Genomic DNA, 23,305 nt, shown 5'->3' on the forward strand with positions numbered 1-23,305 from the left:
GAGCGCTCTTCCGGGGCTGCGAAGGCGCAACGGGAGATGAGAAGGAGAATTTTCGTGGCGGTGAACGCAATCCGGGCAGGGGCGAGAAACGAGAACGGTATCGCTGCGGCCAAAACACACCTCGCCACACGCTTCGGAGATCGATTCCAGACCGGTGAAGCGATCCGGGCCCAGCACGCCCACACGACGACCTACATTCCCGCGCAGATGCCCGATGCCGTGGTTTTCCCCGAAAGTGCAGCCGAGGTGCGCGAGGTCGTGGAGATCGCGTGTGAATACCGCGTGCCGCTCATTCCCTTCGGAACGGGCTCCTCGCTCGAAGGTCACGTCAACGCGCCCCATGGCGGCATCTCGGTCGACATGATGCGGATGAACCGGGTGCTTGCGGTTAATGCCGACGACCTGGACTGCACAGTGGAGCCGGGCGTGACGCGGGAGGAACTCAACAGCTACCTGCGCGATACCGGTCTCTTCTTCCCGATCGATCCGGGCGCAAACGCCTCGATCGGCGGCATGGCGTCGACGCGTGCATCGGGCACCAATGCGGTGCGCTACGGTACCATGAAGGAAAACGTGCTCGCCGTCACGGCCGTCGTCGCCGGCGGGCGCGAAATCACGACGGCGCATCGGGCGCGCAAGTCGTCGACCGGCTATGACCTGACGCGCCTCTTCGTCGGCGCGGAAGGCACCCTCGGCATCCTCACCTCGATCACGCTTCGCCTGCAGGGCATACCGGAGGTGATTTCCGGCGGCGTCTGCCCTTTTCCGACGATTGCCGACGCCTGCAATGCCGTGATCCTGACGATCCAGTCCGGCATCCCGGTGGCGCGCATAGAACTCCTGGACGCGTTGCAGATGAGGGCGTGCAATGCCTATTCGGGCCTGACCTACCAGGAAACGCCCACCCTTTTCGTCGAATTCCACGGCAACGGGGAGAGCGTCGAGCTGCAGTCCCGTCAATTCGCCGAAATAGCGTCGGAATTCGGTTCTACGGGTTTCATCTGGACGACCAATCCGGAAGAGCGGGCACGGCTCTGGAAGGCACGGCACAACGCCTACTGGGCGCAGAAGAGCCTCATGCCCGGGCGCGCCATTCTCTCCACCGATGTCTGCGTGCCGATCTCGCGTCTTGCCGACTGCGTCGCGGCGACGCATGAAGACATTGCTGCGCATGGTTTGGTCGCGCCGATCGTCGGGCACGCCGGCGATGGAAATTTTCATGTGGGGCTGCTCTTCGACGACACGGATGCGGCTGACGTGGCGCAGGCGGAGGCTTTCGTCGAGCGGCTGAATGGGCGGGCGCTCTCCATGGACGGCACCTGTACGGGCGAACATGGGATCGGGCAGGGCAAGATGCCGTTTCTTGCGGCCGAACTCGGCGATGCGTTGGATCTGATGCGGCAGATCAAACGCTCTCTCGATCCCGACAACATCTTCAATCCGGGCAAGATCTTTGCCTGAGACTTGCAAAACCGGTTCAAAGCCGCAATGCAAGGGACGGACGAACTGACGGGAATGTGACACGGTGCTGGCGCGAATTCTGGTTACCCTCGGAGGACTGTTGGTCGTCGCGCTCTTTGCCGCGCTGATCGCACCCCTGTTTATCGACTGGACCAGCTTCCGTGCCGATTTCGAGCGGGAGGCAAGCCGCATCATGGGCAAGCCCGTGGTGGTCCATGGCAGCGTCGATGCGCGTCTCATTCCCTTTCCTACGGTCACGCTCAACGACGTGCGCGTCGGAGCGAGCGACGGCGGCGCACCGCTGATTCAGGTCGCGCAGTTTTCGATGAGCGCGGAGCTTGCGCCCTTCCTGAGCGGCGAGGCGCTGATTTTCGACATGCGGCTCGACCGGCCGAAGGCGCGGCTCCGGCTCCAGCCCGATGGCACGCTGGATTGGGCACGCGGGTCGCGCGCCGCGATTCCCGCCAATACGGTCATCCTGGAGAGGGTGGAGATCGCCGACGGCGAGATCGAGTTCGTGGATGAGCAGACGGGGCGCACGCGCCGGGTCAGTGAGCTCTCCGCCGACCTCTCGGCCCGCGCGCTCGCCGGGCCCTGGAGGGTCGAGGGCCGTGCGACGCTCGACGGTGAGGCGGGAAGCTTCTCATTGACGAGCAACACCGTCGACGAAACGGGCGCCTTGAGCCTGCGGGCGCGGCTGGTGCCGGACGAACGGCCCTTCGGCGTGGAGCTCGACGGCGATCTGAAGATCGTCGATTTCAGACCGGTTTATGCCGGGCGCTTCACGCTCACGGAGAACCGGCCCGCCAGCGAGGTCAAGGCGGACGGCGCCCTTCGTATCAACGGCGAGTTCCAGCTTACCAATGAAAGCATCCGCGTACCGGAATACCATTTCGAAATAGGGCCGCCCGACGATCCCTATATCGTCACCGGCGAGGCGACGCTCGACACCGGCAAGGACCAGCGGTTCCTGCTGATCGCCGACGGCCAGCAGATCGATGTCAGCCGCATCGGCAATTCCGGCAGCAGCGGCAAGACGGGGCGCGATCCGGCCGTCTCGCTACGCCAGCGGATCGACGCAATGCTGGCGATCGCCGCCGATATCCCGATCCCGCAGGTGCCGGGACGCGCCAGTCTGAAACTTCCGGCGATCGTGATCGGCGACACGACGGTGCGCGACGTTCGCCTTGACGTCCGGCCCGACGGCGCCGGCTGGATCGTCGACAATGCGGTTGCACTCCTGCCCGGCCGCACGCAACTGGAAGCCAAGGGCCGGCTGAGCCTCAAGGAACAGCGCTCCTTTCGCGGGGACCTCGTCATCGCTTCGAACCAGCCGTCGGGATTCGCGAACTGGCTGGCGGGATCGGTCGATCCGGCGATACGCACGCTGAAAACGGCCGGGTTTTCGGCGGCGGTCAATCTGACGGACACTCTGCAGCAGTTTGAAAACCTTGAAGTGGCGGCAGGTCCGGCCACGTTGCGCGGCAGGATCGAGCGCCAGTCCTTCGCCGAGCAGCCGCCCGCGCTGTCGCTGCAGTTGAAAGGCAACCGCATAGATATGGAGGCGCTTCAGGCCCTCGCCGGTCTTGTCGCGGGCGACGCCTCCACCGGGACCTTGCTGCAGCACGCCATCGCCGCCGATCTTTCCGCCGAGACATTCTCCGCCTTCGGTGAGGAAGCGCAGGACGTACAGGCGGTACTCACCTTCAAGAACGGCCAGCTGCAGGCGGAGCGCGTGGCGATCGGCGCTCTTTCCGGCGCACAGCTTGCGTTTTCCGGCCGCATCAGCGGCGGGCTCGAAAAACCGGTCGTGTCGGCGAAGATGAAACTCGCCGCGGAGGAGCTTACGCCCTTCCTCGAAATGATCGGACGGCATAGCGCGGCCCATCCGGCGCTGGCACGGCTGATCAAGGCCGGACCCTATTACTCGGACGCTGCTTTCGACGTAACGCTGACGGCCGGCAACAAGGAGGGGAACGCACCCTTCACCTTCGGCGTGATCGGGACCGCCAACGGAGGCAAGATAGCCGCCAGCTATCAGGCGCCCGATGTCGCCCAGGCGCTCGCCGGCCAGGGCATGCTGCTGGAGGCGACGCTCGAGAATCCGCAGACATCCGTTCTCCTGGGGCAGGCCGGATTGGACCCGCTGCCCTTCGAAGCGGACGCAAACGGCATTCTTGCCATAAAGCTGCAGAGCACGGAGGGCTCGAAGGCAAATGGTTCGCTGACCTTCACCACGGAGCGGACGTCGCTTGCGGCGAACGGTGTCTTCGATCTTGCGCGCGCGCACTACCTCGAAGGGCAGGGGAAGCTCACCCTGAAATCCGAGGACCTGGAGCCCTATCTGCTGTTGCAGGGCATCGGGCTGCCGCAGATGGGCAGCGGTTTGCCGGTAACGGTCTCGGCCGAGTTTGCGACCGATGCCGAAAAAATCGCAGTGACCGCAATCGAGGGCAAAGCCGACCAGAACGGCTTTGCCGGCGCGCTTTCGATCGACCGCAAGGTTCTCGGCAAGGCGCAAGGGGAGCTTTCGGTCGATGCCCTCGATCTCGCCTGGCTCGGCGAAGGAATTCTGGGGCAGGTTCACGACGCAAGCACCGGGGGACTGGCGCTGGCACCGGTCGTAAAACCGGCATGGACCGGGCTCGATGTGGCGCTCAACGTAAGTGCGAAGCGCTTCTGGCCAGGCGTCTACGGTCCGGTGACCGGCTTTGCCGGGCAGCTGCAATGGAAGGGCGATGAACTCGCACTCAGCGATGCGACGGGAGACTGGCTGGGGGGCAAGCTCGCGGGGCGGCTGCAAATCGGCAATGCCAACGGCTCCGGCTACCTGCGCTCGAAGTTCGATCTCACAGGTGCCGACATTGCCGAAACGGGTTGGGTGCGGCCGACGGGCCCGGTGGCGACCGGCCGCTTCGATCTTGCCGTGGCGATGGAGGCTGCCGGCGCAACGCCGCAGGCAATGGTGCAATCGCTCAGCGGATCCGGAACGGCGACCTTGAACGGGCTTACTCTCAACGGCATCAATACGGCGGCGCTGCCGCAACTGATGGCGGCGGCGGACGCAATGAAGACCGATATCTCGCCCGATGCGATCCGCAAGGCTGCAGAGAACCTGCTCTTTACCGGCCAGTCGGTCGTCGGCGCTGTGAAGGTGCCCTTCGGCATTGCAGGCGGAACCGTCAGGGCGCAGAACGTCACCGCCGGTGATGGCAACGCCGCTTTCAGCGGGGAGGCCGCTTTCGACTTGCCTGCAGGGCGAATGAGCGGGGCGATCGATCTGACCTTCCGTCCCGGCGAGGAGGCGCTTGCGGGAGCCGAGCCTCGCGTCCGGTTCTCCTATGCCGGGCTGCTTGCATCGCCCGGCGTGACGGTCGATGTCACTGAGCTGTCGAACTTCCTGTCGCTCAGAGCCTTCGAGCGCGAGCGCAGGCGTGTCGAGACACTACAGGCGAATGTGCTCGAAAAGCAACGCTTGCGCCGCGAGGTCGCGCTTTACCGGGCGCGCGCGGCGGAGCGTGAGCAGCAGCGCTTGCGGACGATCGCCGAGGAGCGCCGCCGTCAGGCAGCGGCGGCGGAAGCGGCGCGGATGCGGGCGGAGGCGGAAGCACGGGCGGCCGCTGAACGCCGTGCGGAGGATGAGGAGCGGCTGAGAATGCGGCAACTGCCGCCGCGCAGCATCGGTCGCCAGCAGACGCCTGTCGCTCCGTCGCAGGATGCCCGGCGCGGCGGCCAGTTGCCATCGCCTTCCGGTAACCCGGGCGGGCAAAATGCCGGACCACCGGCTGGTCAGGGCCTGAATTTCGATTTGCTTCCCGACATTACCGTGCAGTAGCAGGCGACCGGCCAGCAACGGCATCGTTCCCGGAGGTGGCTCTATGCCTCGCGCACCGTCCCTTCGCGTGCCTTGACCCAGGCGAGCACAAAGACCCGTAAGGCCGACGACAGATTTCCATCCTGGCCACGGCCGTCGTCGATCTCGGCGATGAGCCGCGCGAGCGGCATGTCGCGGTCCTTGGCGATGGATTTCAATTCCAGCCAAAAGGGTTCTTCGAGAGTGAAGCTGGTGCGGTGGCCGTGCAAGGTGGCCGAATGCTTGACGACCTTCCCCATGCTCATAAACGGATTCAAGCGGCTGCCGATTCGATTCGGAAAGCTGCCGCAAGTCCTTGAGTGGCAATCGCTTTTGCGGCTGCGGTCGTCACGGCTTCTTCCGGTCGAGTGAAGCCTCGCCGCCCGCTTGCTCGAGCCTGCCGTGATCAAGCGTCTTTGCGGCCTTTTCGTTCAAGGCCTTGGTCAGGGCCTTCTCGGTCTTGCTGCGGCCGAAGGTAAGGCGATTTTGCTCGGCCTGCTTTTCCTTTTCAGTCCGAGCCTGGCGTTTGCGGAACTGACGCAGATTGATCACGTCGCCGGCCATGGTCCGCGCCTCCTCGCGTCGTCAGTTTTTCTTGCGGAAGGAATCGAGCGAGACGACGGAAGCGCCACCGCCCTTCGGGCCGTCGGGCTTTTCCGTGCTTTCGTCAGTTGCGGCCTCGGCAGCTTCGTCGAGCGGATAAGCGGTTATTTCCGCCGAATCGGCTTCTTCTTCCTCGCCGGCCGCCACATCGAACTCCAGTTCGAAGTTGACCGAGGGATCGTAGAAGCCGCGAATTGCATTGTACGGGATCACAAGCTTTTCCGGTGTGTCCGAGAACGAAAGGCCGATTTCGAAGCCGGTCTCGGTAACCTTCAGATCCCAGAACTGGTGCTGGACGACGATCGTCATCTGTTCCGGATATTTGGCCTTGAGATGTTGCGAGATCCGGACACCGGGCGCACCGGTCAGGAACGTAATGAAGAAGTGGTGATCGCCGGGCAGGTGGCCCGTAGCGGAAACTTCGGCCAACACCTTGCGAATGACGCCGCGAAGCGCGTCCTGCGCCAGAATGTCGTAGCGAATATGGTCCTGGCCCATTTGGTCCCCGTTCTCTTCAAGTCACTTGATGCATGATTCCTGCAACCGGAACTCCATTCAGGAAATCATGCAGCGATTCAAGGTGCTACAGCCAAACCTGCGCCTTGACTATGTCGGCGCCGTGGCCTGCTCCTTCATTGCCCGTCTGTTTATGACGAGTCAATTATTGAGGCATCTATAGACCATTTCACGACAGGGGAGAAGGTGAAGGCTTCTGTTGCCAGGTGCCTTCGGACCCCGCCTTACGGTGCTACCCGGAAGGACTTGATTTGAAGTGTCGCACCGCCGTTAGGCAGCGAGACGTGCTTCAGCATAGTTGTCGTTTGCAACTATAAGTTTAGCCCGATAACGGTGGTACAATGCCGAGCAAAAAGTCGATCTTTACGCCCTTGTCGATCCTATTTCGCCCCCATCAAAAGCCGGTCTGCACGAGGCCGGTTTTTGGTGGAGGCGCCGGGTACCGCCCCCGGGTCCAATGGGTTTATTGCATCGCCCGTTTATTGCCATAGCCGCCCGAAGACAGCACTCGTCATATAGGTCTTTCCGCGTCCCAAGAAAAGGGCTTCTCGAGGGAAATGACGGATTTATGTCGGTCTCGCCAACCCCGCACGAAATGCTTGACTTACACGAGCGGCGTGAAAAACTCCGGCTGCTGCACGCGGTTCGCGAGAAGGGCGGCAGCTTTTGAGAGCAAGTGCAAAGTGGAGGCTTCATGACTGATTATCTTGCAGACGTGCAGAAGTATGACAGCAGCGCCGACGAAGCAGTTGTCAACAAGATCGTGCGCCATCTCGGTATCGCCCTTCGCAACAAGGATTCCGCCCTCGTTTCGGCCTCGGATCCAAAGGAACTGGAACGCGTCAAGGAAAAATGGTGCGAGAAGAAACTCGGCGTCGGCGGGTCAGATGCAGATGCCGCTATTGCCTCGGCGGCCAAAGCGATGGCGGATGATCGCAGCAAGTCGCGTGTGACCTTCTACTATCTGGTCGCCAAGAATCTGGGCAAGCTCCAGACGCTCTGATCCAGGCTGGCCGGCAAAGCACTTTCCGGTCGGCGACGAGCCGGCCGGGCGCCAGAGCTGCCCCGGCGGCGCCGTAACCCGGCGCCGATCTCTTTTATTCGCCCCCGTTTGCGCTATTCGCGGGCGCCGACGCTGTCGGGCCATAGCGACTGGATTTCTTTGGGCAAGGCGTCGCGTACCTTTGCAGTCTGGCCAAGGTCGACATGCCGTGCCAGGACCCGAAATACGCTACGCGCCGCGTCGGCCGGATCGACCGGCCGCGTATCCTTCATACCCTGCGCGATCCGGGCGAGAAATTCGTCGAGCGAACGAGTGCCCTTGTCCGGCGGGTGGTTCGGCCGGTATTGATCGTAGTAGGCGCCTCGTACGATCAGCGGAAGTTCCGCGCCGAGATGGGCCGCGATTTCCGGAGGAAGCCGGTCCCGCAGGACCCGCAGCACAACTGACAGGATGTGCCAGGCGACTTTCCGGTCCGGACCGTGTTGTTCCATGATCTCGCCGAGCCAGATATGGGTCGTTTGCAGTGTCTTCTCGAAGACGTCGAGACCTGTGGCGCTCATCGTCACCTCCCTTGCTTGATGGGTGAAGCGCAACTGCACGGCTCTTTGGTGGGACCGGTTCAGGCGGTCAGAGCCCGTTCAGGCGTGAACATGCAGAATTTCGCGTCCCGCGAGGAACGCGGCGCTGTAGATTGGCCTAACAGCCATCCGCGGCGATTGTTTCGCCGCTGCCGATAAATACTGCTCCGCCTCGTGCTGCCGAAGGGGGCCGCGATTGCGGAACATTCACGGTTCAGTGCGGTTAAACGAGGAAGTGAACCAGGGGCGCCCCGGAACAAGTCGCAGAGCAGGAGGAAGGCCGATGACATCGTCCAAACATCCGAAGACACGCCGCCCGAGCGACAAGGACCTGAAGCAGGATCCCGGGATCGGACGCACGAAGGGCATTGGTGGTCCGTCGGACTACGAAGCCCTGAAACGCGGCAACACTATCGAAGGAGATGTCGCGAACGACACGACCGCGCAAGGCGGCGCAAACCCGGACCAGCGCGGTCGCAGCAACAAATAGGAGCAAGGCAATGGTCGGCAGAAAGACGCAAGAGCAGCAGAAGCGCGTGCTGCAGGGCCGCGAGAACACCTCCAACGCAGACAAGGACTTCAATGCCGAAGCGGATCTGCAACGTTCCGACGCTTTGAGAAAGGCGCAACGCAAGGGACAGGATTTGAGCACCGAGCATGGCGATGCCCGCGAGGCGGACGATCGCAGCATTCTGCGTGGGAAAAATCAGGAGAGCAGGCATCACAAGGGCGCCGGCGACTGATGGAACTGGCCGGCATTTCCGAGAATAGCTGAAAGGAGACTGCGATGGCTCACGCCAGCAAGAAGAACATGGGAAAGCCCGACAAGGGCAAGGGCGACGGTAGCGGTGCGAAAACCGAACTGAAGGAAGGCATCCTCGGCGAAAACGACGTCCTGTCGAACAGGGACAAGGCCCAGCATTCCGACTCGCGGGGCCTCGACGAGAGGGCGGTAAGGAACGAGCAGTATCAGGACCACGCCGCAAACCGACGCCCGTCGAAATGAACCGCCGGGCGCGTATGCCGGAGGTCTTGGGGCTGGTTGGCCCGACCGACGGATGGTCGTGCATGGCGACGCGAAGTGCGGGAAAACACCTTTCCACCATTGGTTCGCGCGGCGGTTCGTTCTATTTTCGACGCTACGAACGAATCGTCGGCGGAAAAGCATGCGACAATATCTCGATCTCCTCGAACATGTGATCACAACGGGAACCGACCGGGGCGACCGTACGGGTACGGGCACGCGCTCCGTTTTCGGCTATCAGATGCGCTTCGACCTGTCGCAGGGTTTTCCGGTGCTGACCACCAAGAAGCTGCATCTACGCTCGATCATTCACGAGCTTCTCTGGTTCCTCAGGGGCGACACGAACGTCGCCTATCTCAAGGAAAACGGGGTGAGCATCTGGGACGAATGGGCGGACGAAAACGGCGAGCTCGGACCGGTCTACGGCTATCAATGGCGCTCCTGGCCGACGCCCGGCGGCGGACATATCGATCAGATCGCGGCGCTCGTCGAAGGCCTGAAGACCAATCCTAATTCCCGCCGCCACATCGTTTCGGCCTGGAATCCGGCACTTGTGGACGAAATGGCGCTCCCGCCATGCCACTGCCTGTTCCAGTTCTACGTGGCGGACGGGAAGCTCTCCTGTCAGCTCTACCAGCGCTCGGGCGATATCTTTCTCGGCGTACCCTTCAATATCGCTTCCTACGCTCTGCTGACGATGATGGTGGCGCAGGTGACAGGGCTCGAAGCCGGCGATTTCGTTCATACGCTTGGTGACGCACATATCTACCGCAACCACTTCGAACAGGCGCAGCTGCAACTGACGAGAACGCCGAAGGCGCTGCCGAAAATGGAAATAAATCCGGCGGTGAAGGATATATTTTCGTTTAGATTCGAAGACTTTGAGCTCGTCGGCTACGAAGCCGATTCACATATCAAGGCGCCGGTCGCGGTCTAGCTAAGCACTCCGGGCAAAGCCGGTTCCCGCGTCTCCCGGTGGTGCCCCAATGGGAGGTTTCCATGCTGACGCTGATCCACGCGCCTTTGTCGCGCTCATCGCGCATCATCTGGCTGCTCGAAGAACTTGGTGCCGACTACGACATCCGTTATGTCGATATTCGCCGTTGGGACGGATCCGGCGGCCCGGATGAGAACAATCCGCATCCGCACAAGCAGGTGCCGGCACTCCTTCACGACGGGACATTGATCTGGGAGTCGGTCGCGGTCGTGCAATATCTGACGGATCTCTATCCCGATTGCAGCCTGAGCCGGCCGCCGGGACATCGTGAGCGCGGCGCCTATCTGTCGTGGCTCGCCTACTATGCCGGCGTCATCGAGCCGACCGCTCTCGCTCATATATCCGGAGTGACGGTGAATAATCCGGGGCTTGCGAGGCTTTACACCGAAATGTGTGCGCATGTGATCGACGCGCTTACGCGGCACACCTATCTCCTTGGTGAATCGATGAGCGCGGCCGATCTGTTGCTCGCAAGCGCATTGCAGTGGATGCGCAAGATCCTGCCGGAAAGCGACGTGATAGATCGCTATATTCGCGTCGTCACGGACCGGGCGGCACTGGTTCGCGCGCGTGAAATCGACAGCAAGCCGAGTGGTTTTCATGACTGAGGCGGAGCAGAAGATGGCTACCCGACCGAAGATCGTTTTCGTCGTCGCTGTCGCGGCGAATGGGGTCATAGGCCGCGAGGGCGATCTGCCCTGGCGGCTCTCGACCGATCTCAAGCGCTTCAAGGCGCTGACGATCGGCAAGCCGGTCGTCATGGGACGCAAGACCTGGGCCTCGCTCGGGCGACCCTTGCCCGGCAGGCCGAACATCGTCATCAGCCGCAACCCCGATTTCGAAGCTCCCGGCGCGGAGGTGGCGCCGTCGCTGGAAGTGGCGCTCACGATCGCTGGGGAGCGGGCGGCCGCGGTCGGGGCCGACGAGATCTGCATCATTGGCGGCGGCGAGATCTATCGTCAGTCGATCGGCATGGCCGATGTGCTGCACGTGACCGAAGTGCAAGCGGAGGTGGATGGCGATACACGCTTTCCTTCTATCGACCCGGCGGTTTTCGAAAAGGTGCTGGAGGAAGACCTTCCGCGCGGCGCGAAAGACAGCCATGCGATGCACTTCGTGACCTGGCGCCGCCGCACGTCGCCGCCAGAAGGTGCCGGAGCCTGACCGGTCTCGGCGCTTATCCACGCACTTGCCTATCGCTGCGGCGGGAGCGGTGAACAATTTTAACGCATTTACGGTGAACTCGGCCGTATCGCGTTGAAAGCAATGCACATGATACCTATAACGGGTTCACATCGTGACCGGCCGCAATGCCTGCGGGGCGTTCAGCGACAGAGTTTCTTGGAAGTGAGGATTTAATGCCCTGGAGCAATCAGAATGGCGGCGGCGGCGGCCCGTGGGGCGGCGGCGGCGGCAATCAGGGGCCATGGGGCCAGGGGCCCAACCGGCCACGCGGCGGAAAAGGTGGTCCGCCGGATCTGGAAGAGATCATCCGGCGTGGCCAGGATCAGTTGAAAAACGTGGTTCCGGGAGGCTTCAACGGCGGGATCTTCGTCATCGTGGGCCTGTTGGTCCTCGGCTTCGTTCTGCTGAATTCCATCTATACCGTTCAGCCGGATGAACGCGGCGTCGAGATGCGCTTCGGCAAGCCGAAGGAAGAAATCTCCATGCCGGGCCTGCACTATCACTTCTGGCCGCTCGAAACCGTCGAGATCGTCAAAGTGACGGAGCAGCAGCAGAATATCGGCGGCCGCACGGGCCAGTCAAATGCCGGCCTGATGCTCAGCGGCGATCAGAACATCGTCAACGTGCAGTTCTCGGTGCTGTTCTCGGTTACCGACCCGAAGGCCTATCTCTTCAATGTCGAGAACCCGGCCGACACGCTGCAGCAGGTGGCCGAAAGCGCAATGCGCGAGGTCGTCGGCCGCCGTCCGGCCCAGGATATCTTCCGCGACAACCGCCAGGCGATCGCCGCGGACGTGAAAAACACGATCCAGGCGACGATGGATACTTACGGCGCCGGCATATCGGTGAATACCGTTGCGATCGAGGACGCCGCACCGCCGCGTGAAGTGGCCGATGCCTTCGACGAAGTGCAGCGCGCCGAACAGGACGAGGACCGCTTCGTGGAAGAGGCGAACCAGTACGCCAACCAGGTGCTCGGCAGGGCTCGCGGCCAGGGCGCCCAGATCCGCGAAGAGGCGGCCGCCTACAAGGACCGCGTCGTCAAGGAAGCTCAGGGTGAGGCTCAGCGCTTCATCTCGGTCTACGACGAATATTCCAAGGCTCCCGAGGTCACGCGCAAGCGGCTTTACATCGAAACGCTGCAAGGCGTTCTCGGCAAGTCCAGGAAGGTCATTCTGGACGAGAAGAACGGCCAGGGCGTGCTGCCCTACCTGCCGCTCAACGAAATCGGCAGGCCCGTTCAGTCGGGAGGAAACCAATGATCAACAATCGCAGCTCAATAATCCTGATCGTCCTCGCCGCCGTCCTGTTCGTCGTCTATTCCTCGGTCTTCGTCGTGAACGAGCGCCAGCAGGCGATCGTCGTTCGCTTCGGTCAGATCCGGGAGGTGAAGAGCGAACCGGGTCTTTATTTCAAGCTTCCATTCGGCTTCATGGACGCCGATCGCGTCCAGTATGTCGAAGACCAGGCACTCCGTTTCGACCTCGACAATATCCGCGTGCAGGTCTCCGGCGGCAAATTCTACGAGGTGGATGCATTCGTCGTCTACAAGATCGCCGATCCCCGCCGCTTCCGGCAGACGGTTTCCGGAGACCGGGAATCTGCGGAGTCCCGGCTTAGGACGCGCCTCGATGCGTCGCTGCGCCGGGTTTACGGTCTGAGGGGATTCGAGGCGGCGCTTTCCGACGAACGCGCATCGATGATGCGTGAGGTCCGTACGGACCTCAGCGCGGATGCCGAGTCGCTTGGTCTCAACATCGAGGACGTGCGCATCCGCCGTACGGACCTGACCCAGGAAGTCTCGCAGCAGACCTACGAACGGATGAAGGCGGAACGTCTGGCCGAAGCCGAACTGATCCGTGCCCGGGGCAACGAGGAAGGCCAGCGACGCCGCGCGATCGCGGATCGTCAAGTGGTCGAGATCGTTGCCGAAGCGCAGCGTGATTCGGAAATCCTGCGCGGTGAGGGCGAAGCGGAGCGGACGCAGATATTTGCCGACGCATTCCAGCGCGATCCGGGCTTCTTCGAGTTCTACCGGTCGATGGCTGCCTATGCGCAGTCGATCGGCAGCCCGGAAACAACCATCGTGCTGTCGCCGCATTCGGAATTCTTCCGTTATTTCAACAGCGCGGACGGTGCGGACCAACCGCTACCGGGCCCGGGCCTGGCGGCGCCGACCACCGCAGATTGAGCGGACGATGTCCGACTTTCTGACCGGTCTGGCTTTTTTCCTGATCATCGAGGGGCTGGTGTACGCACTGGCCCCTTTGGTTTTGGTGGAACTGGCGAGGCGATTGCCGTATGTCCCTGAACATCAGCTCCGATTGGCCGGATTGACTTCGGTGGCCGTCGGCGTCGGGCTCGTATGGTTGCTTCGAGGATAATGCGAATGCCACATAAATTGCTCATCCGGCTGGTCGATGCCGAATATGCCATTACCCGTTTGAATGTCGGATCCGCGATTCCGGAGTGGCTGCCGGGCCCGGGATTCTGGACGGTTTCCAGTTCCCGCGAGGAAATGACGCTTGTCTGTCGTGCCGCCCGTGTCCCATCGAGCGTGCAGAGTTCGCTCGGCTGGCGCTGCTTCCGCATCGAGCAGCATTTCAGTTTCGACGTGCCCGGCGTTCTGTCGTCGGTGCTGCGACCGCTTTCGGAGGCAGGTGTCGGCGTCTTCGCCAATTCGACCTTCAGCACCGATTACGTCTTCGTCGCGGGGTCCAATCTCGAGCAGGCCGTGGAGGCTCTGAAAGAGCACGGGCACGAAATAACCATCTGAGGCGCCGCCTGTTCGCTGCCCGGATCAGGAAATCGTGTTTGGACGCTTCGGAATTCCGCCGTATCTTCAAGAGAAGGTTCGCGTGATGCGCGTCTCGATCGGGTCGCGCTGCGCTGTAGTTCGTTGCAGCCGAACGATGTTCATGCATCATCCTTGCCGGACGACCGGGGGCCGGCGTTATGTAAGGGAAATGATAGGAGCCTAGCGACTTGTCGAAACGACCCGAATTCTTCCGCGGCCTGGTGCTGGCGGCCGCGACGGCACTCATATTCACCAATGCGACGCTGGCCCAGACGGCCACGTCCCGACCTCCGGCCGGCCCGCCGTCCGTTGCCGATCTCGCCGAGGGACTGCTCGACGCCGTCGTCAACATCTCGATTTCGCAGAACGTCAAGAGCGACGACAATGCGCCGATGCCGCAGGTGCCGGAAGGGTCGCCGCATCAGGAGTTCTTCGACGAGTTTTTCAGAGGACAAGGCGGCGAGGGCGGTCGGCCGCGCACGGTCAACTCGCTCGGTTCGGGATTCATCATCGATCCGGCTGGCTACATAGTCACCAACAACCACGTCATCCAGGATGCCGACGATATCGAGATCAATTTCTCCGATGGATCGAAGCTGAAGGCGAAGCTTGTCGGCATGGATACGAAAACCGACCTCGCCCTCCTGAAGGTCGAACCGAAGAAGCCGCTCAAGGCCGTCTCCTTCGGCGACTCGCGAAAGATCAGGATCGGCGATTGGGTGATGGTCGTCGGCAATCCGTTCGGCCTGGGCGTATCCGTATCCGTGGGTGTCGTCTCCGCACGCGGCCGCAATATCAATGCCGGCCCTTACGACAGTTTCATCCAGACCGATGCGGCGATCAACCGCGGCAATTCGGGCGGTCCGCTTTTCAACATGCAGGGTGAGGTCGTCGGCATCAATACGGCGATCCTTTCGCAGACCGGCATGTCGGTCGGTATCGGCTTTGCCGTGCCGGCGGAGCTTGCGGTGAACGTCGTCAATCAGCTCAGGGAATTCGGCGAGACGCGCCGTGGCTGGCTCGGTGTACGGATCCAGCCCGTCACGGACGATATCGCCGAGAGCCTGAAGATGGAGCTCCCACGCGGCGCGCTCGTTTCGGGCATCATCGAGGGCGGTCCGATCACCAAGGGCGAGATCAAGCCGGGCGACATCATCATCCGCTTCGACGGAACGGATATCGCGGAAATTCGCGATCTCATGCGCACGGTCGGCGAGAGCCCGGTCGGCAAGGCGGTCGATGTGGTCATTATCCGCGACGGCAAGGAGCAGACCGCTCGCGTGACGCTCGGCCGGCTGGAGGATGGCGAGCAGCTCGCCAATGCGAAACCGGGAGAAGTGCTGCCGAACGGCGGTGAGGCGAAGCCCGGCGAGCCGCCGGCCGCGCAACTGCCTGCAAGCGACACCGTGCTCGGAATGAAGCTTGCCGAGCTCGACGCCGACCGCCGCCAGAGTTTCGGCATCGTCGAAAGCGTCAAAGGCGTCGTGATCACCGAGGTGCAACCCAATTCGCCAGCGGCCGAGCGCCGGGTGGAGCCGGGCGAGGTGATCGTCGAACTCGGTCAGGAAGCCATGGAAACGCCGGAGGATGTTACCTCACGCGTCACCGAACTGAAGGCCGACGGACGCCGCAACGCCTTGCTGATGATCGCGAACAAGACCGGCGAACTGCGTTTCGTGACGGTGCGGATGGAATAGAGCACGCGCTCTCGGCCGTGGCGACGGGGTGTTACCGCATCGCGGCAAGACCATCCCGCCGCCATTCTTCCGCGGTTATTGCGTAAAGCACGTGGCGTTTGAGATGCGGATGCGTGTCCGGGACGCCGGAATGATCGAAGTCGCGCATGGAATCGGGGCGCATGCCGATCCGCTTCATGACGGCGGTGGAGCGCGTGTTGGCCGGAACGGCGATGGCAACGATCTCCCCAAGCTTCCTCTCGCCGAATCCGTAATCGAGAAGCGCCCGCGCTGCGTCCGTTACGTAGCCCTTTCCCCAATGGCGGAGAGCCAGGCGCCAACCGATCTCGACGGTGCCGTCGGGCAGGTGCGGTTCGAGATCGGTGCGTGCAAGTCCGCAGAAGCCGACCGGCGCGTCGTTCTCACGGAGCGCGAGCGCGAAGAAGCCGAAGCCGGTTTCGAAGATGTTGCGGTTGTTGCGGTCGAAAAGCGCGTCGGCCTCCGCGCGTGTTCGGCGGAACGGGAAGAACTCCATGACCGTGGGATCGTTGTTGATCTCGGCAAAGAGTTCGCGGTCGGTCTCGGCCCAGGCACGGAGCCTGAGCCGCTCGGTCTCTAGAATGATCACGTCACGAAATCCGTCTTGCGGTATCCCTGGAGGTAGAGCAGGGCGGTGAGGTCGCCATGGTCGATGCGGATCTTCGCCTGCTCGGCAACGACGGGCTTGGCGTGGAGCGCCACTCCAGTGCCGGCAAGCTGCAGCATTCCGAGATCGTTGGCACCGTCGCCGACGGCGATGACGTCCGCCGGCGTGATCCCGAGCCGTTCCGAAATGTCGATGAGCGCGTCGACCTTGGCCTGCTTGCCGAGGATCGGCCGGGCAACGTCGCCGGTCAGCTTGCCGTTTTCTTCAAGGAGAATGTTGGCACGGTTTTCGTCGAATCCAAGCTTCTCTGCGATAGGGCCGGTAAATACGGTGAAGCCGCCGGAGACGAGGGCGCTGTAATGTCCCTTCGCCTTCATGGTGGCAATCAGTTCGCGGCCACCCGGCGTCAATGTGATGCGCGTGGCGATGACCTCATCGACGACGGTAACGGGCAGGCCCTGGAGAAGCGCCACTCTTTCGACGAGTGCCGGCTCGAAAGCGATCTCGCCGTTCATGGCACGCGCGGTGATTGCCGCGACCTTTTCCTTCAAGCCGACTTCCGCGGCCAGCTCGTCGATGCATTCCTGCCCGATCATGGTGGAGTCCATGTCGGCGATCAGAAATCGCTTGCGGCGGCTTTCGGCATCTTGCACGGCGACGTCGATCGCGGCGCCGGCGACCGACTGGCGCAGCCGAGCTTCCGCTTCGCCGGCCTCGGCGCCATCCCTCAACACGATGTCGCAGGCAATACCGTCCGCGAGCCAATAAAGCCCGGACGCGTCGAGGCTTTCCGCTGCCGCTTCCGCGCGTGCTGGCGACAGAACGGGATTTGACGGATTGGCGATAAGCGTGGCAACGAGAGCCATGATGCAAAACCTTGCGAAAGACATCGACGCGATCCTGATAACCGGGCCGACCGCCAGCGGCAAGTCCGCGCTCGCGGTGAAGCTCGCGCAAAGACACGGCGGCGTCGTGATCAATGCTGATAGCATGCAGGTTTACGGGACGCTGAAAGTCCTGACCGCGCGGCCGGATGAAAGCGAGATGGGGGGCGTCGAGCATTTCCTCTACGGTCACGTCCCCCCGGGCCGGGCCTATTCCACCGGCGTGTGGCTCCGCGAAGCGGAAGCGCTCGTGGCGCGGCTAAGGAAGGAAGGGCGGCTGCCGGTCTTCGTCGGCGGCACGGGCCTCTATTTCAAAGCGCTGATCGGAGGGCTATCGGATATGCCCGAGATTCCGCCCGCGATCCGCCAGCGCCTGCGCGCGCGCCTGACGGAGGAAGGCGCCGAGGCGCTGCACCGGGAACTTTCCGGGCGCGATCCGGAGACGGCGGCGCGCGTGCAACCCGGCGATGGGCAGCGTATCGTGCGTGCGCTGGAGGTAATCGAGGCCACGGGAAGGCCGATAGGATCTTACCAGCAGAGCCGTGGGCCGGTGAACATCGACCCGGCGCGCGCGCAGAAGATCGTCGTATTGCCGGAGCGGCAGCTTCTTCATGGCCGTATCGATCGGCGCTTCGAGACGATGCTTGCGAGAGGCGCCGTCGAGGAGGTGCGCGCGCTTCTCGCGCTTCGCCTTCCTCCGGAGATGCCGGTGATGAAGGCGATCGGCGTCCCACAGATCGCTGCGATGCTGAAAGGCGAGATGAGCGAGGCGCAGGTGATCGAGGCCGGCGCGGCGGCAACGCGCCAATATGCCAAGCGTCAGATGACCTGGTTTCGCAATCAGCTTGACGAGACCTGGCAGCGTATCGAGGGTCCGGATGCCTTGGGCTGAACAACAAGCACAGGGCTGAGGCTCCTTGGAGCATTATGCTGCGGTCTGAAGCGGCATCAGAAGCGTCAGTCGATGCCGTGCTCCTTCAATACCGCCTCCTCGTCGCCGCTGATCCAGCCGAAAATCTTCGGCTCGCCGCCACTCAGCTGAACGAGGTAATGAACCTCGAAATCGATGGTGACATTCGGCTGTTCCTCGGCGTCGAAGACGGAGCGCCAATCGACTCTTACGAGAAAATGCAGCGCATCGATCGGCGTTACCGTGGTTTTGCGGATCTTCAATTCCCTGGTGCCGATAGCACGATAGCGGGCATAACCCTTTTCCATCGAAGCCGTCAGGGTTTCGTCGTTTTTTCCCGTCATGACTCCGGCCGGCGAGGCGGCGATAAAGTCCGAGGCGAAGGCGGAGGTCGTACTTCCGACCGGAAGCGCCCCCGCAAGGACCTGATTGGCCATGCTCTCGTAGCGCTCGAAGAAGCGCGTCAAAATCTCTTCCATGATTTCCATCCCAATTTGCGCCGCGCAACGGAGGCGGAGGCTTGCGGGCCGTCAATCAACCGGCGTGTGCTGGTGTTGAATAAGCTTCCAGTCTGCTCCAACGCCGTGATAGGTCGAGGTACAACAGGCCGCATAAGGCTCACCTTCCGCGCGTCTCGCCTCCGCAAGATAGCCGAGCACGATAAAGTTCTCGCCGATCCGGCTCATGACTTTCTCGCTGATCGTGAGATGCTCCCACCGCGGAACTCCCTGGAGACTTCGGATTATGACCGATCGTCCGCGCAGCAGACCGACCGGCGCGGGGAATGCCATGATGCAGTCTTCGTCCAGCAATTCGCGATAGGGATCGGAGCCCTCGAGCCAGAGCCGCCGCTCGTTTCTCCATGCGTCATTGTCGTCCATGATCGTCTCCTCGCCTTGACGTCACCTCAACGCTTGAGAGGAGCCCCCGGATCCAAAATTGCAATCAGGGCAGGTTGAGCGGCCAGGACGCACCGTGCCCTCCGCTTCTGCTCTATTTGCGGATGAGGCTGCCGAGTGGTCGCCTGAGCAGGCTTTCGCGAAGCGACCCCTCGTGACGCGGTGCCGGCGTGGCGAAGCCTGCATCCGATCGGCCGGGCGCCTCGGCGGGCCGGCCCGATATCCTTTCCGCCTCGCCGGACAGGATCTGGTCGCGAATCCGGCTGAAGCGTTCGAACTCCTGGTTTCCCGGCTCGGACGGGCGGGGAAGCATGTCGGGGCTATAGGGCTCGAATGCGGGGTATCGGCGCGAATGGGAGTCCGCGATCTCGGTCCCGGTGCCTCTGCCGCTCCGGTTATTATCCTCGAGCGCCGGCGCCTGCTTGGTCTGTGACGCCAGATAGCTCTGTTGGAAACTCGATATGTCGGGACCGTTGACGGCACGCATTCGGCTGATGATCGAACGGAGGTCGGCGAGGGGCTGCGCGTCGTCGTCAACCTTGTCGGTGATGCCGTGGGCGCGGGGCAACCGCGCATCGTCGACGCGGGCAAAGCGCATGCGCATCGGTACTGCGACCGCCTCGCCGAATGCGATTGCCTCGCCGTTGCCGATCGAGGAAATGAAGCTGGTGGTGGAGATCGACGAATTGGCGATCGCCGAACGGATGATTTCCTGGTCGCGATCGTTGGCGAGCCGCATGGCGAAGACCGTCGAGCATTGCGACAGGATCGTCGGATCGAGCTCGCCCGGCCGCTGGGTGATGATGCCGAGCGAGACTCCGTATTTGCGACCCTCCTTGGCGATCCGTGAAATAGCCTGGCGTGTCGGCACAAAGCCGAGCGACGGATCGGCCGGCACATAGCGGTGCGCCTCTTCGCAAACGACCAGCATATGGATGGCGCCATTGCCCCAGAGGCCTATCTCGAAGGCCATGCGGCAGAGCACGGAGGCGAGGGAGTTGACGACTTCCGACGGGATCCCGGCAAGCTCGAAGGTGGCGATCGGCTTGCCGTCGCCCGGAATGCGGAAGATCTTTGCAATCGTGTCCTCGATCGTGTCCGTGATCGTGTTCTGCGAGAACATGAAATGGTAGCGCGGATCGTTGACTGCGGAGACGATCCTGACCTTGAGGGAGCGCAGGTACGGCTTGTCGTTGCGTCCCTCGAGCCGCCCAATGCGCTCATCGATCAGCGCCAGAAGATCGGCAATACGGTATGGGACGGGGGTATCCGCGGTGATCGAGCTCTTTTCCGTCTGCCGCCGCATCAGGGCGGATTCTCCGCCCTTGAATGCCTTTTTCGCGTCCGCGATGACGTCCCGCAGGATATCGAGTTCGTCCGGCACCGGCGGGCGTCCACGAAAGATGACCTCGGCCAACTCCTCGAGCCGGAAGAACCAGAACGGGAGGTCGAGCGTATCCGTGTCGATGACCACCGCCTGGTCGGGAAAGGCGGCGGCGAACTCGTTGTGCGGATCGAGGATCAGCACACGCAGCTTCGGGTCGGCGGCGATCGCCTTGTTCAGGAGCAGTGTCACGGCGGTCGACTTGCCGACGCCGGTGGTGCCGACGATCGCAAAGTGCTTGGCAAGCATGGAAGGCACATGGATGGTGGCGTCGAGACTTTCATCCTGCGTCAGCTTGCCGATGACGCAACTGTCCGATTGACCGGAGTCGTAGATGCGGGCGAGATCGCTCACGCGGATGCGGTGGGCAATCGCTCCGAGATAGGGATAGCGGCTGATGCCGGCGGAAAACTCTTCCCGCCCATCCGGACCGACATGAACCTCGCCCATCAATTCCACTTCGATGCGGAAAGTATTGTTGACCTCTTCGCCCCAGCCCTCGGAAACGGTCTGCATCGAATAGACGAGGGCGACGACACGGTTGGTGCCGACGGAAATCGAAACCAGCTTGCCGACCGACCAGAGCTCGGTGAGCGAAGTCTCGCCATTTTCTGCGACCGCCGCGATCGTGGCGCGCGAGCCGTTGCAGGCGACGACCCGCCCGAGAAATCGATTGCCGGGCTTGAACGTATCGCGGCGATCCGTCTCGGCGGCGCGAGGCGCCGATTGATTTCCACTTTCGAGCAACGCAGCACCTCGGGCGAAAACGCCAATCAGCAGCAGGATGCGCGCCGAATCCGGCGCCTTTTCCTTGCTGCGTCCCAGGATAGCGGCTGCGGTTTAATAACTGGTTGCTCGCAGGCCGTGCCGATCGGGACACGCCAAAGCCGTTGACGGATGGGGAATTTCCGTTTAACAAATCGCCCCATGAAAAATTTCGCGGTTATTCTTGTGGTGGGACGGCGCATGGGCAGGATGGTGTAACCATCCGGCGGTAGCCACCCATGCGCTGAACGAGGCTCCTGACGGGGCCTTTTTTTATGCCTTCAAACACGTTATTCACCCAAACCTGAACGAGGGACGGAAGCAGGCCAATGAGCGGAACTGAGAACCAGATGACGGGCGCGGAGATCGTTCTCCAGGCTTTGAAAGACAATGGCGTCGAACACATCTTCGGCTATCCCGGCGGTGCCGTGCTCCCGATCTACGACGAGATTTTCCAGCAGGAGGATATCCAGCACATTCTCGTCCGCCACGAGCAGGGCGCCGGCCATATGGCCGAAGGATATGCCCGCTCCACCGGCAAGGTCGGCGTCATGCTGGTGACTTCGGGCCCGGGAGCAACCAATGCGGTCACGCCGCTGCAGGACGCGCTGATGGACTCGATCCCGCTCGTCTGCATTTCGGGGCAGGTACCGACGTCGCTGATCGGCTCGGACGCCTTCCAGGAATGCGACACGATCGGCATCACCCGGCCCTGCACCAAGCACAACTGGCTGGTCAGGGACGTCAACGAGCTCGCCCGCGTCATCCATGAGGCTTTCCGCGTTGCTCAGTCGGGCCGTCCGGGTCCGGTCGTCGTCGACATTCCGAAGGACGTCCAGTTCGCAACCGGTACCTATACGCCGCCTTCGGCCGTTCCGACACAGAAGAGCTACCAGCCGAAGACCCAAGGGGACCTGAAGAGGATCGAGGAGGCGGTCGCGCTCATGAAAACGGCGCGCCAGCCGGTCATCTATTCGGGCGGCGGCGTCATCAATTCCGGGCCGCAGGCCGCACATTTCCTGCGCGAACTGGTCGAGCTCACCGGCTTCCCGATCACGTCGACGCTGATGGGCCTCGGCGCCTATCCGGCCTCCGGCAAGAACTGGCTCGGCATGCTCGGCATGCATGGGACCTACGAAGCCAACCTGGCGATGCATGATTGCGACCTCATGATCTGCATCGGCGCGCGCTTCGACGACCGGATCACCGGCCGGCTCAATGCCTTCTCGCCCAACTCGAAGAAGATCCACATCGATATCGACCCGTCCTCCATCAACAAGAACGTCCGCGTCGACGTTCCGATCATCGGCGACGTCGCCGCTGTGCTCGAGGACATGATCCGCCTGTGGCGTGCTGCGGCCAAGACGGTCGACCAGGCGCGGCTTGGCGACTGGTGGAAAGAGATCTCCAGGTGGCGGGCGCGCAACTCGCTGGCCTATACGCCGAGTGCCGACGTCATCATGCCGCAATATGCGATCCAGCGGCTGTACGAGCTCACCAAGGACCGCGACACCTACATCACCACCGAAGTCGGCCAGCACCAGATGTGGGCCGCGCAGTTCTTCGGCTTCGAAGAGCCGAACCGCTGGATGACCTCGGGCGGCCTCGGCACCATGGGCTACGGATTCCCGGCCGCGGTCGGCGTCCAGGTCGCGCATCCGGAGAGCCTCGTCATCGACATCGCCGGCGACGCCTCGATCCAGATGTGCATCCAGGAGATGTCGTGCGCGGTCCAGTACGGCCTGCCGGTCAAGATCTTCATCCTGAACAATCAATATATGGGCATGGTCCGGCAGTGGCAGCAGCTCCTGCACGGCAACCGGCTGTCGCATTCCTACACCGAGGCGATGCCGGACTTCGTCAAGCTCGCCGAGGCCTATGGCGGCGTCGGCATCCGTTGCGAAAAGCCGGGAGAGCTCGACGATGCGATCCGGCAGATGATCGACACACCGGCCCCGGTCATTTTCGACTGCCGCGTCGCCAATCTTGCAAACTGCTTCCCGATGATCCCTTCGGGCAAGGCGCACAACGAGATGCTGCTCCCCGACGAGGCAACGGACGAGGTGGTCGCCAACGCCATCGATGCCAAGGGCCGTCAGCTCGTTTGAGGACAAGGTAGGAACA

The 23,305-nt window shown here is 62.5% G+C and carries 25 protein-coding genes and 1 other RNA gene; 16 read left to right on the forward strand and 10 right to left on the reverse strand.

Translation table 11 applies throughout. The annotated features are described in order from the left end of the window. Nucleotides 1-54: 54 nt before the first annotated feature. Together CN933_RS02315 and CN933_RS02320 are read left to right on the forward strand one after the other, a co-directional pair. A complete protein-coding gene (locus tag CN933_RS02315; RefSeq protein ID WP_018095417.1) occupies nucleotides 55-1,461 on the forward strand; it encodes an FAD-binding oxidoreductase in 1,407 nt (468 codons plus the stop codon). Between the two features lie 64 nt (nucleotides 1,462-1,525). Continuing rightward, on the forward strand, nucleotides 1,526-5,296 hold the full coding sequence (locus CN933_RS02320) for an AsmA family protein (RefSeq protein WP_033047280.1): 3,771 nt from the start codon (nucleotides 1,526-1,528) through the stop codon (nucleotides 5,294-5,296). A gap of 41 nt (nucleotides 5,297-5,337) precedes the next feature. Here CN933_RS02320 and CN933_RS02325 read toward each other — a convergent pair whose 3' ends face one another. From CN933_RS02325 to ssrA, 4 genes are all read right to left on the reverse strand, one after another. Then, complete coding sequence (locus CN933_RS02325; protein WP_018095415.1) at nucleotides 5,338-5,580, reverse strand: ribbon-helix-helix domain-containing protein; 243 nt, start codon at nucleotides 5,578-5,580, stop codon at nucleotides 5,338-5,340. 82 nt (nucleotides 5,581-5,662) lie between these two features. Continuing rightward, the gene (locus tag CN933_RS02330; RefSeq protein ID WP_018095414.1) at nucleotides 5,663-5,878 is read right to left on the reverse strand and encodes a DUF4169 family protein; all 216 of its coding nucleotides are present in this window, start codon (nucleotides 5,876-5,878) and stop codon (nucleotides 5,663-5,665) included. A gap of 21 nt (nucleotides 5,879-5,899) precedes the next feature. Then, nucleotides 5,900-6,415 (reverse strand): SspB family protein, encoded by a 516-nt coding sequence (locus CN933_RS02335; RefSeq protein WP_018095413.1) that lies wholly within the window; start codon nucleotides 6,413-6,415, stop codon nucleotides 5,900-5,902. Between the two features lie 203 nt (nucleotides 6,416-6,618). After that, nucleotides 6,619-6,978: a transfer-messenger RNA gene (gene ssrA, locus CN933_RS02340) on the reverse strand. 149 nt (nucleotides 6,979-7,127) lie between these two features. On the opposite strand from ssrA, the gene CN933_RS02345 reads away from it, so the two are divergent. Continuing rightward, nucleotides 7,128-7,436 (forward strand): DUF2853 family protein, encoded by a 309-nt coding sequence (locus tag CN933_RS02345; RefSeq protein WP_018095412.1) that lies wholly within the window; start codon nucleotides 7,128-7,130, stop codon nucleotides 7,434-7,436. A gap of 113 nt (nucleotides 7,437-7,549) precedes the next feature. On the opposite strand, the gene CN933_RS02350 is transcribed toward CN933_RS02345, so the two are convergent. Next, the gene (locus CN933_RS02350; protein WP_018095411.1) at nucleotides 7,550-7,996 is read right to left on the reverse strand and encodes a DUF2267 domain-containing protein; all 447 of its coding nucleotides are present in this window, start codon (nucleotides 7,994-7,996) and stop codon (nucleotides 7,550-7,552) included. Nucleotides 7,997-8,297: 301 nt separating this feature from the next. On the opposite strand from CN933_RS02350, the gene CN933_RS02355 reads away from it, so the two are divergent. The 11 genes from CN933_RS02355 to CN933_RS02405 all read left to right on the forward strand — a co-directional run bounded on the left by CN933_RS02355 (nucleotide 8,298) and on the right by CN933_RS02405 (nucleotide 15,714). Further along, a complete protein-coding gene (locus tag CN933_RS02355; RefSeq protein WP_018095410.1) occupies nucleotides 8,298-8,504 on the forward strand; it encodes a hypothetical protein in 207 nt (68 codons plus the stop codon). Between the two features lie 10 nt (nucleotides 8,505-8,514). Then, the gene (locus CN933_RS02360; RefSeq protein ID WP_018095409.1) at nucleotides 8,515-8,757 is read left to right on the forward strand and encodes a hypothetical protein; all 243 of its coding nucleotides are present in this window, start codon (nucleotides 8,515-8,517) and stop codon (nucleotides 8,755-8,757) included. 44 nt (nucleotides 8,758-8,801) lie between these two features. After that, nucleotides 8,802-9,020, forward strand: a complete 219-nt coding sequence (locus CN933_RS02365; RefSeq protein ID WP_018095408.1) for a hypothetical protein — start codon at nucleotides 8,802-8,804, stop codon at nucleotides 9,018-9,020. A 160-nt stretch (nucleotides 9,021-9,180) separates the two neighbouring features. Next, a complete protein-coding gene (locus tag CN933_RS02370) occupies nucleotides 9,181-9,975 on the forward strand; it encodes a thymidylate synthase (protein WP_018095407.1) in 795 nt (264 codons plus the stop codon). Nucleotides 9,976-10,037: 62 nt separating this feature from the next. Beyond that, complete coding sequence (locus tag CN933_RS02375) at nucleotides 10,038-10,643, forward strand: glutathione S-transferase (RefSeq protein WP_018095406.1); 606 nt, start codon at nucleotides 10,038-10,040, stop codon at nucleotides 10,641-10,643. A gap of 13 nt (nucleotides 10,644-10,656) precedes the next feature. Then, on the forward strand, nucleotides 10,657-11,199 hold the full coding sequence (locus tag CN933_RS02380; protein WP_080636486.1) for a dihydrofolate reductase: 543 nt from the start codon (nucleotides 10,657-10,659) through the stop codon (nucleotides 11,197-11,199). A 194-nt stretch (nucleotides 11,200-11,393) separates the two neighbouring features. Beyond that, nucleotides 11,394-12,482, forward strand: coding sequence for an FtsH protease activity modulator HflK (gene hflK / locus CN933_RS02385; protein ID WP_018095404.1), 1,089 nt, complete (start codon nucleotides 11,394-11,396; stop codon nucleotides 12,480-12,482). Next, nucleotides 12,479-13,411, forward strand: coding sequence for a protease modulator HflC (gene hflC / locus CN933_RS02390; RefSeq protein ID WP_018095403.1), 933 nt, complete (start codon nucleotides 12,479-12,481; stop codon nucleotides 13,409-13,411). The genes hflK and hflC overlap by 4 nt, the downstream gene beginning before the upstream one ends. Before the next feature lie 7 nt (nucleotides 13,412-13,418). Next, the gene (locus CN933_RS02395) at nucleotides 13,419-13,604 is read left to right on the forward strand and encodes a DUF2065 domain-containing protein (protein WP_018095402.1); all 186 of its coding nucleotides are present in this window, start codon (nucleotides 13,419-13,421) and stop codon (nucleotides 13,602-13,604) included. A gap of 5 nt (nucleotides 13,605-13,609) precedes the next feature. Beyond that, complete coding sequence (locus CN933_RS02400) at nucleotides 13,610-13,996, forward strand: ACT domain-containing protein (RefSeq protein WP_003534920.1); 387 nt, start codon at nucleotides 13,610-13,612, stop codon at nucleotides 13,994-13,996. Nucleotides 13,997-14,205: 209 nt separating this feature from the next. Continuing rightward, nucleotides 14,206-15,714, forward strand: coding sequence for a Do family serine endopeptidase (locus CN933_RS02405; protein ID WP_018095401.1), 1,509 nt, complete (start codon nucleotides 14,206-14,208; stop codon nucleotides 15,712-15,714). A 31-nt stretch (nucleotides 15,715-15,745) separates the two neighbouring features. Here CN933_RS02405 and CN933_RS02410 read toward each other — a convergent pair whose 3' ends face one another. Further along, entirely contained in the window at nucleotides 15,746-16,321 is a 576-nt protein-coding gene (locus tag CN933_RS02410) for a GNAT family N-acetyltransferase (RefSeq protein ID WP_018095400.1), read from the reverse strand. Further along, complete coding sequence (gene serB, locus CN933_RS02415; protein WP_018095399.1) at nucleotides 16,318-17,205, reverse strand: phosphoserine phosphatase SerB; 888 nt, start codon at nucleotides 17,203-17,205, stop codon at nucleotides 16,318-16,320. The genes CN933_RS02410 and serB overlap by 4 nt, the downstream gene beginning before the upstream one ends. Here serB and miaA point away from each other — a divergent pair. Then, nucleotides 17,204-18,115 (forward strand): tRNA (adenosine(37)-N6)-dimethylallyltransferase MiaA, encoded by a 912-nt coding sequence (gene miaA, locus CN933_RS02420; RefSeq protein WP_018095398.1) that lies wholly within the window; start codon nucleotides 17,204-17,206, stop codon nucleotides 18,113-18,115. The two genes, serB and miaA, sit on opposite strands and share 2 nt — an antisense overlap. 65 nt (nucleotides 18,116-18,180) lie before the next feature. Here the strand turns inward: miaA and CN933_RS02425 are convergent, their stop codons facing one another. From CN933_RS02425 to CN933_RS02435, 3 genes are all read right to left on the reverse strand, one after another. Beyond that, a complete protein-coding gene (locus tag CN933_RS02425) occupies nucleotides 18,181-18,621 on the reverse strand; it encodes a DUF6841 family protein (protein WP_018095397.1) in 441 nt (146 codons plus the stop codon). 42 nt (nucleotides 18,622-18,663) lie between these two features. Continuing rightward, nucleotides 18,664-19,014, reverse strand: coding sequence for a hypothetical protein (locus CN933_RS02430; protein WP_018095396.1), 351 nt, complete (start codon nucleotides 19,012-19,014; stop codon nucleotides 18,664-18,666). Nucleotides 19,015-19,126: 112 nt separating this feature from the next. Continuing rightward, nucleotides 19,127-21,163 (reverse strand): ATP-binding protein, encoded by a 2,037-nt coding sequence (locus tag CN933_RS02435; RefSeq protein WP_018095395.1) that lies wholly within the window; start codon nucleotides 21,161-21,163, stop codon nucleotides 19,127-19,129. A gap of 347 nt (nucleotides 21,164-21,510) precedes the next feature. Between CN933_RS02435 and CN933_RS02440 the strand changes: the two genes are divergently transcribed. Beyond that, complete coding sequence (locus CN933_RS02440) at nucleotides 21,511-23,289, forward strand: acetolactate synthase 3 large subunit (protein WP_018095394.1); 1,779 nt, start codon at nucleotides 21,511-21,513, stop codon at nucleotides 23,287-23,289. The last annotated feature ends 16 nt before the right edge of the window (nucleotides 23,290-23,305 follow it).

It is taken from the genome of Sinorhizobium sp. M4_45, assembly GCF_002885915.1.
Classification (GTDB): domain Bacteria; phylum Pseudomonadota; class Alphaproteobacteria; order Rhizobiales; family Rhizobiaceae; genus Sinorhizobium; species Sinorhizobium meliloti_A.

Bases quoted from the DNA above. Each gene is read 5' to 3' on its own strand.
- CN933_RS02325 (WP_018095415.1), bottom strand. From the start codon at position 5,580: ATGAGCATGGGGAAGGTCGTCAAGCATTCGGCCACCTTGCACGGCCAC.
- CN933_RS02330 (WP_018095414.1), bottom strand. From the start codon at position 5,878: ATGGCCGGCGACGTGATCAATCTGCGTCAGTTCCGCAAACGCCAGGCT.
- CN933_RS02335 (WP_018095413.1), bottom strand. From the start codon at position 6,415: ATGGGCCAGGACCATATTCGCTACGACATTCTGGCGCAGGACGCGCTT.
- CN933_RS02345 (WP_018095412.1), top strand. From the start codon at position 7,128: ATGACTGATTATCTTGCAGACGTGCAGAAGTATGACAGCAGCGCCGAC.
- CN933_RS02350 (WP_018095411.1), bottom strand. From the start codon at position 7,996: ATGAGCGCCACAGGTCTCGACGTCTTCGAGAAGACACTGCAAACGACC.
- CN933_RS02355 (WP_018095410.1), top strand. From the start codon at position 8,298: ATGACATCGTCCAAACATCCGAAGACACGCCGCCCGAGCGACAAGGAC.
- CN933_RS02360 (WP_018095409.1), top strand. From the start codon at position 8,515: ATGGTCGGCAGAAAGACGCAAGAGCAGCAGAAGCGCGTGCTGCAGGGC.
- CN933_RS02365 (WP_018095408.1), top strand. From the start codon at position 8,802: ATGGCTCACGCCAGCAAGAAGAACATGGGAAAGCCCGACAAGGGCAAG.
- CN933_RS02370 (WP_018095407.1), top strand. From the start codon at position 9,181: ATGCGACAATATCTCGATCTCCTCGAACATGTGATCACAACGGGAACC.
- CN933_RS02375 (WP_018095406.1), top strand. From the start codon at position 10,038: ATGCTGACGCTGATCCACGCGCCTTTGTCGCGCTCATCGCGCATCATC.
- CN933_RS02380 (WP_080636486.1), top strand. From the start codon at position 10,657: ATGGCTACCCGACCGAAGATCGTTTTCGTCGTCGCTGTCGCGGCGAAT.
- hflK (WP_018095404.1), top strand. From the start codon at position 11,394: ATGCCCTGGAGCAATCAGAATGGCGGCGGCGGCGGCCCGTGGGGCGGC.
- hflC (WP_018095403.1), top strand. From the start codon at position 12,479: ATGATCAACAATCGCAGCTCAATAATCCTGATCGTCCTCGCCGCCGTC.
- CN933_RS02395 (WP_018095402.1), top strand. From the start codon at position 13,419: ATGTCCGACTTTCTGACCGGTCTGGCTTTTTTCCTGATCATCGAGGGG.
- CN933_RS02400 (WP_003534920.1), top strand. From the start codon at position 13,610: ATGCCACATAAATTGCTCATCCGGCTGGTCGATGCCGAATATGCCATT.
- miaA (WP_018095398.1), top strand. From the start codon at position 17,204: ATGATGCAAAACCTTGCGAAAGACATCGACGCGATCCTGATAACCGGG.
- serB (WP_018095399.1), bottom strand. From the start codon at position 17,205: ATGGCTCTCGTTGCCACGCTTATCGCCAATCCGTCAAATCCCGTTCTG.
- CN933_RS02425 (WP_018095397.1), bottom strand. From the start codon at position 18,621: ATGGAAATCATGGAAGAGATTTTGACGCGCTTCTTCGAGCGCTACGAG.
- CN933_RS02430 (WP_018095396.1), bottom strand. From the start codon at position 19,014: ATGGACGACAATGACGCATGGAGAAACGAGCGGCGGCTCTGGCTCGAG.
- CN933_RS02440 (WP_018095394.1), top strand. From the start codon at position 21,511: ATGAGCGGAACTGAGAACCAGATGACGGGCGCGGAGATCGTTCTCCAG.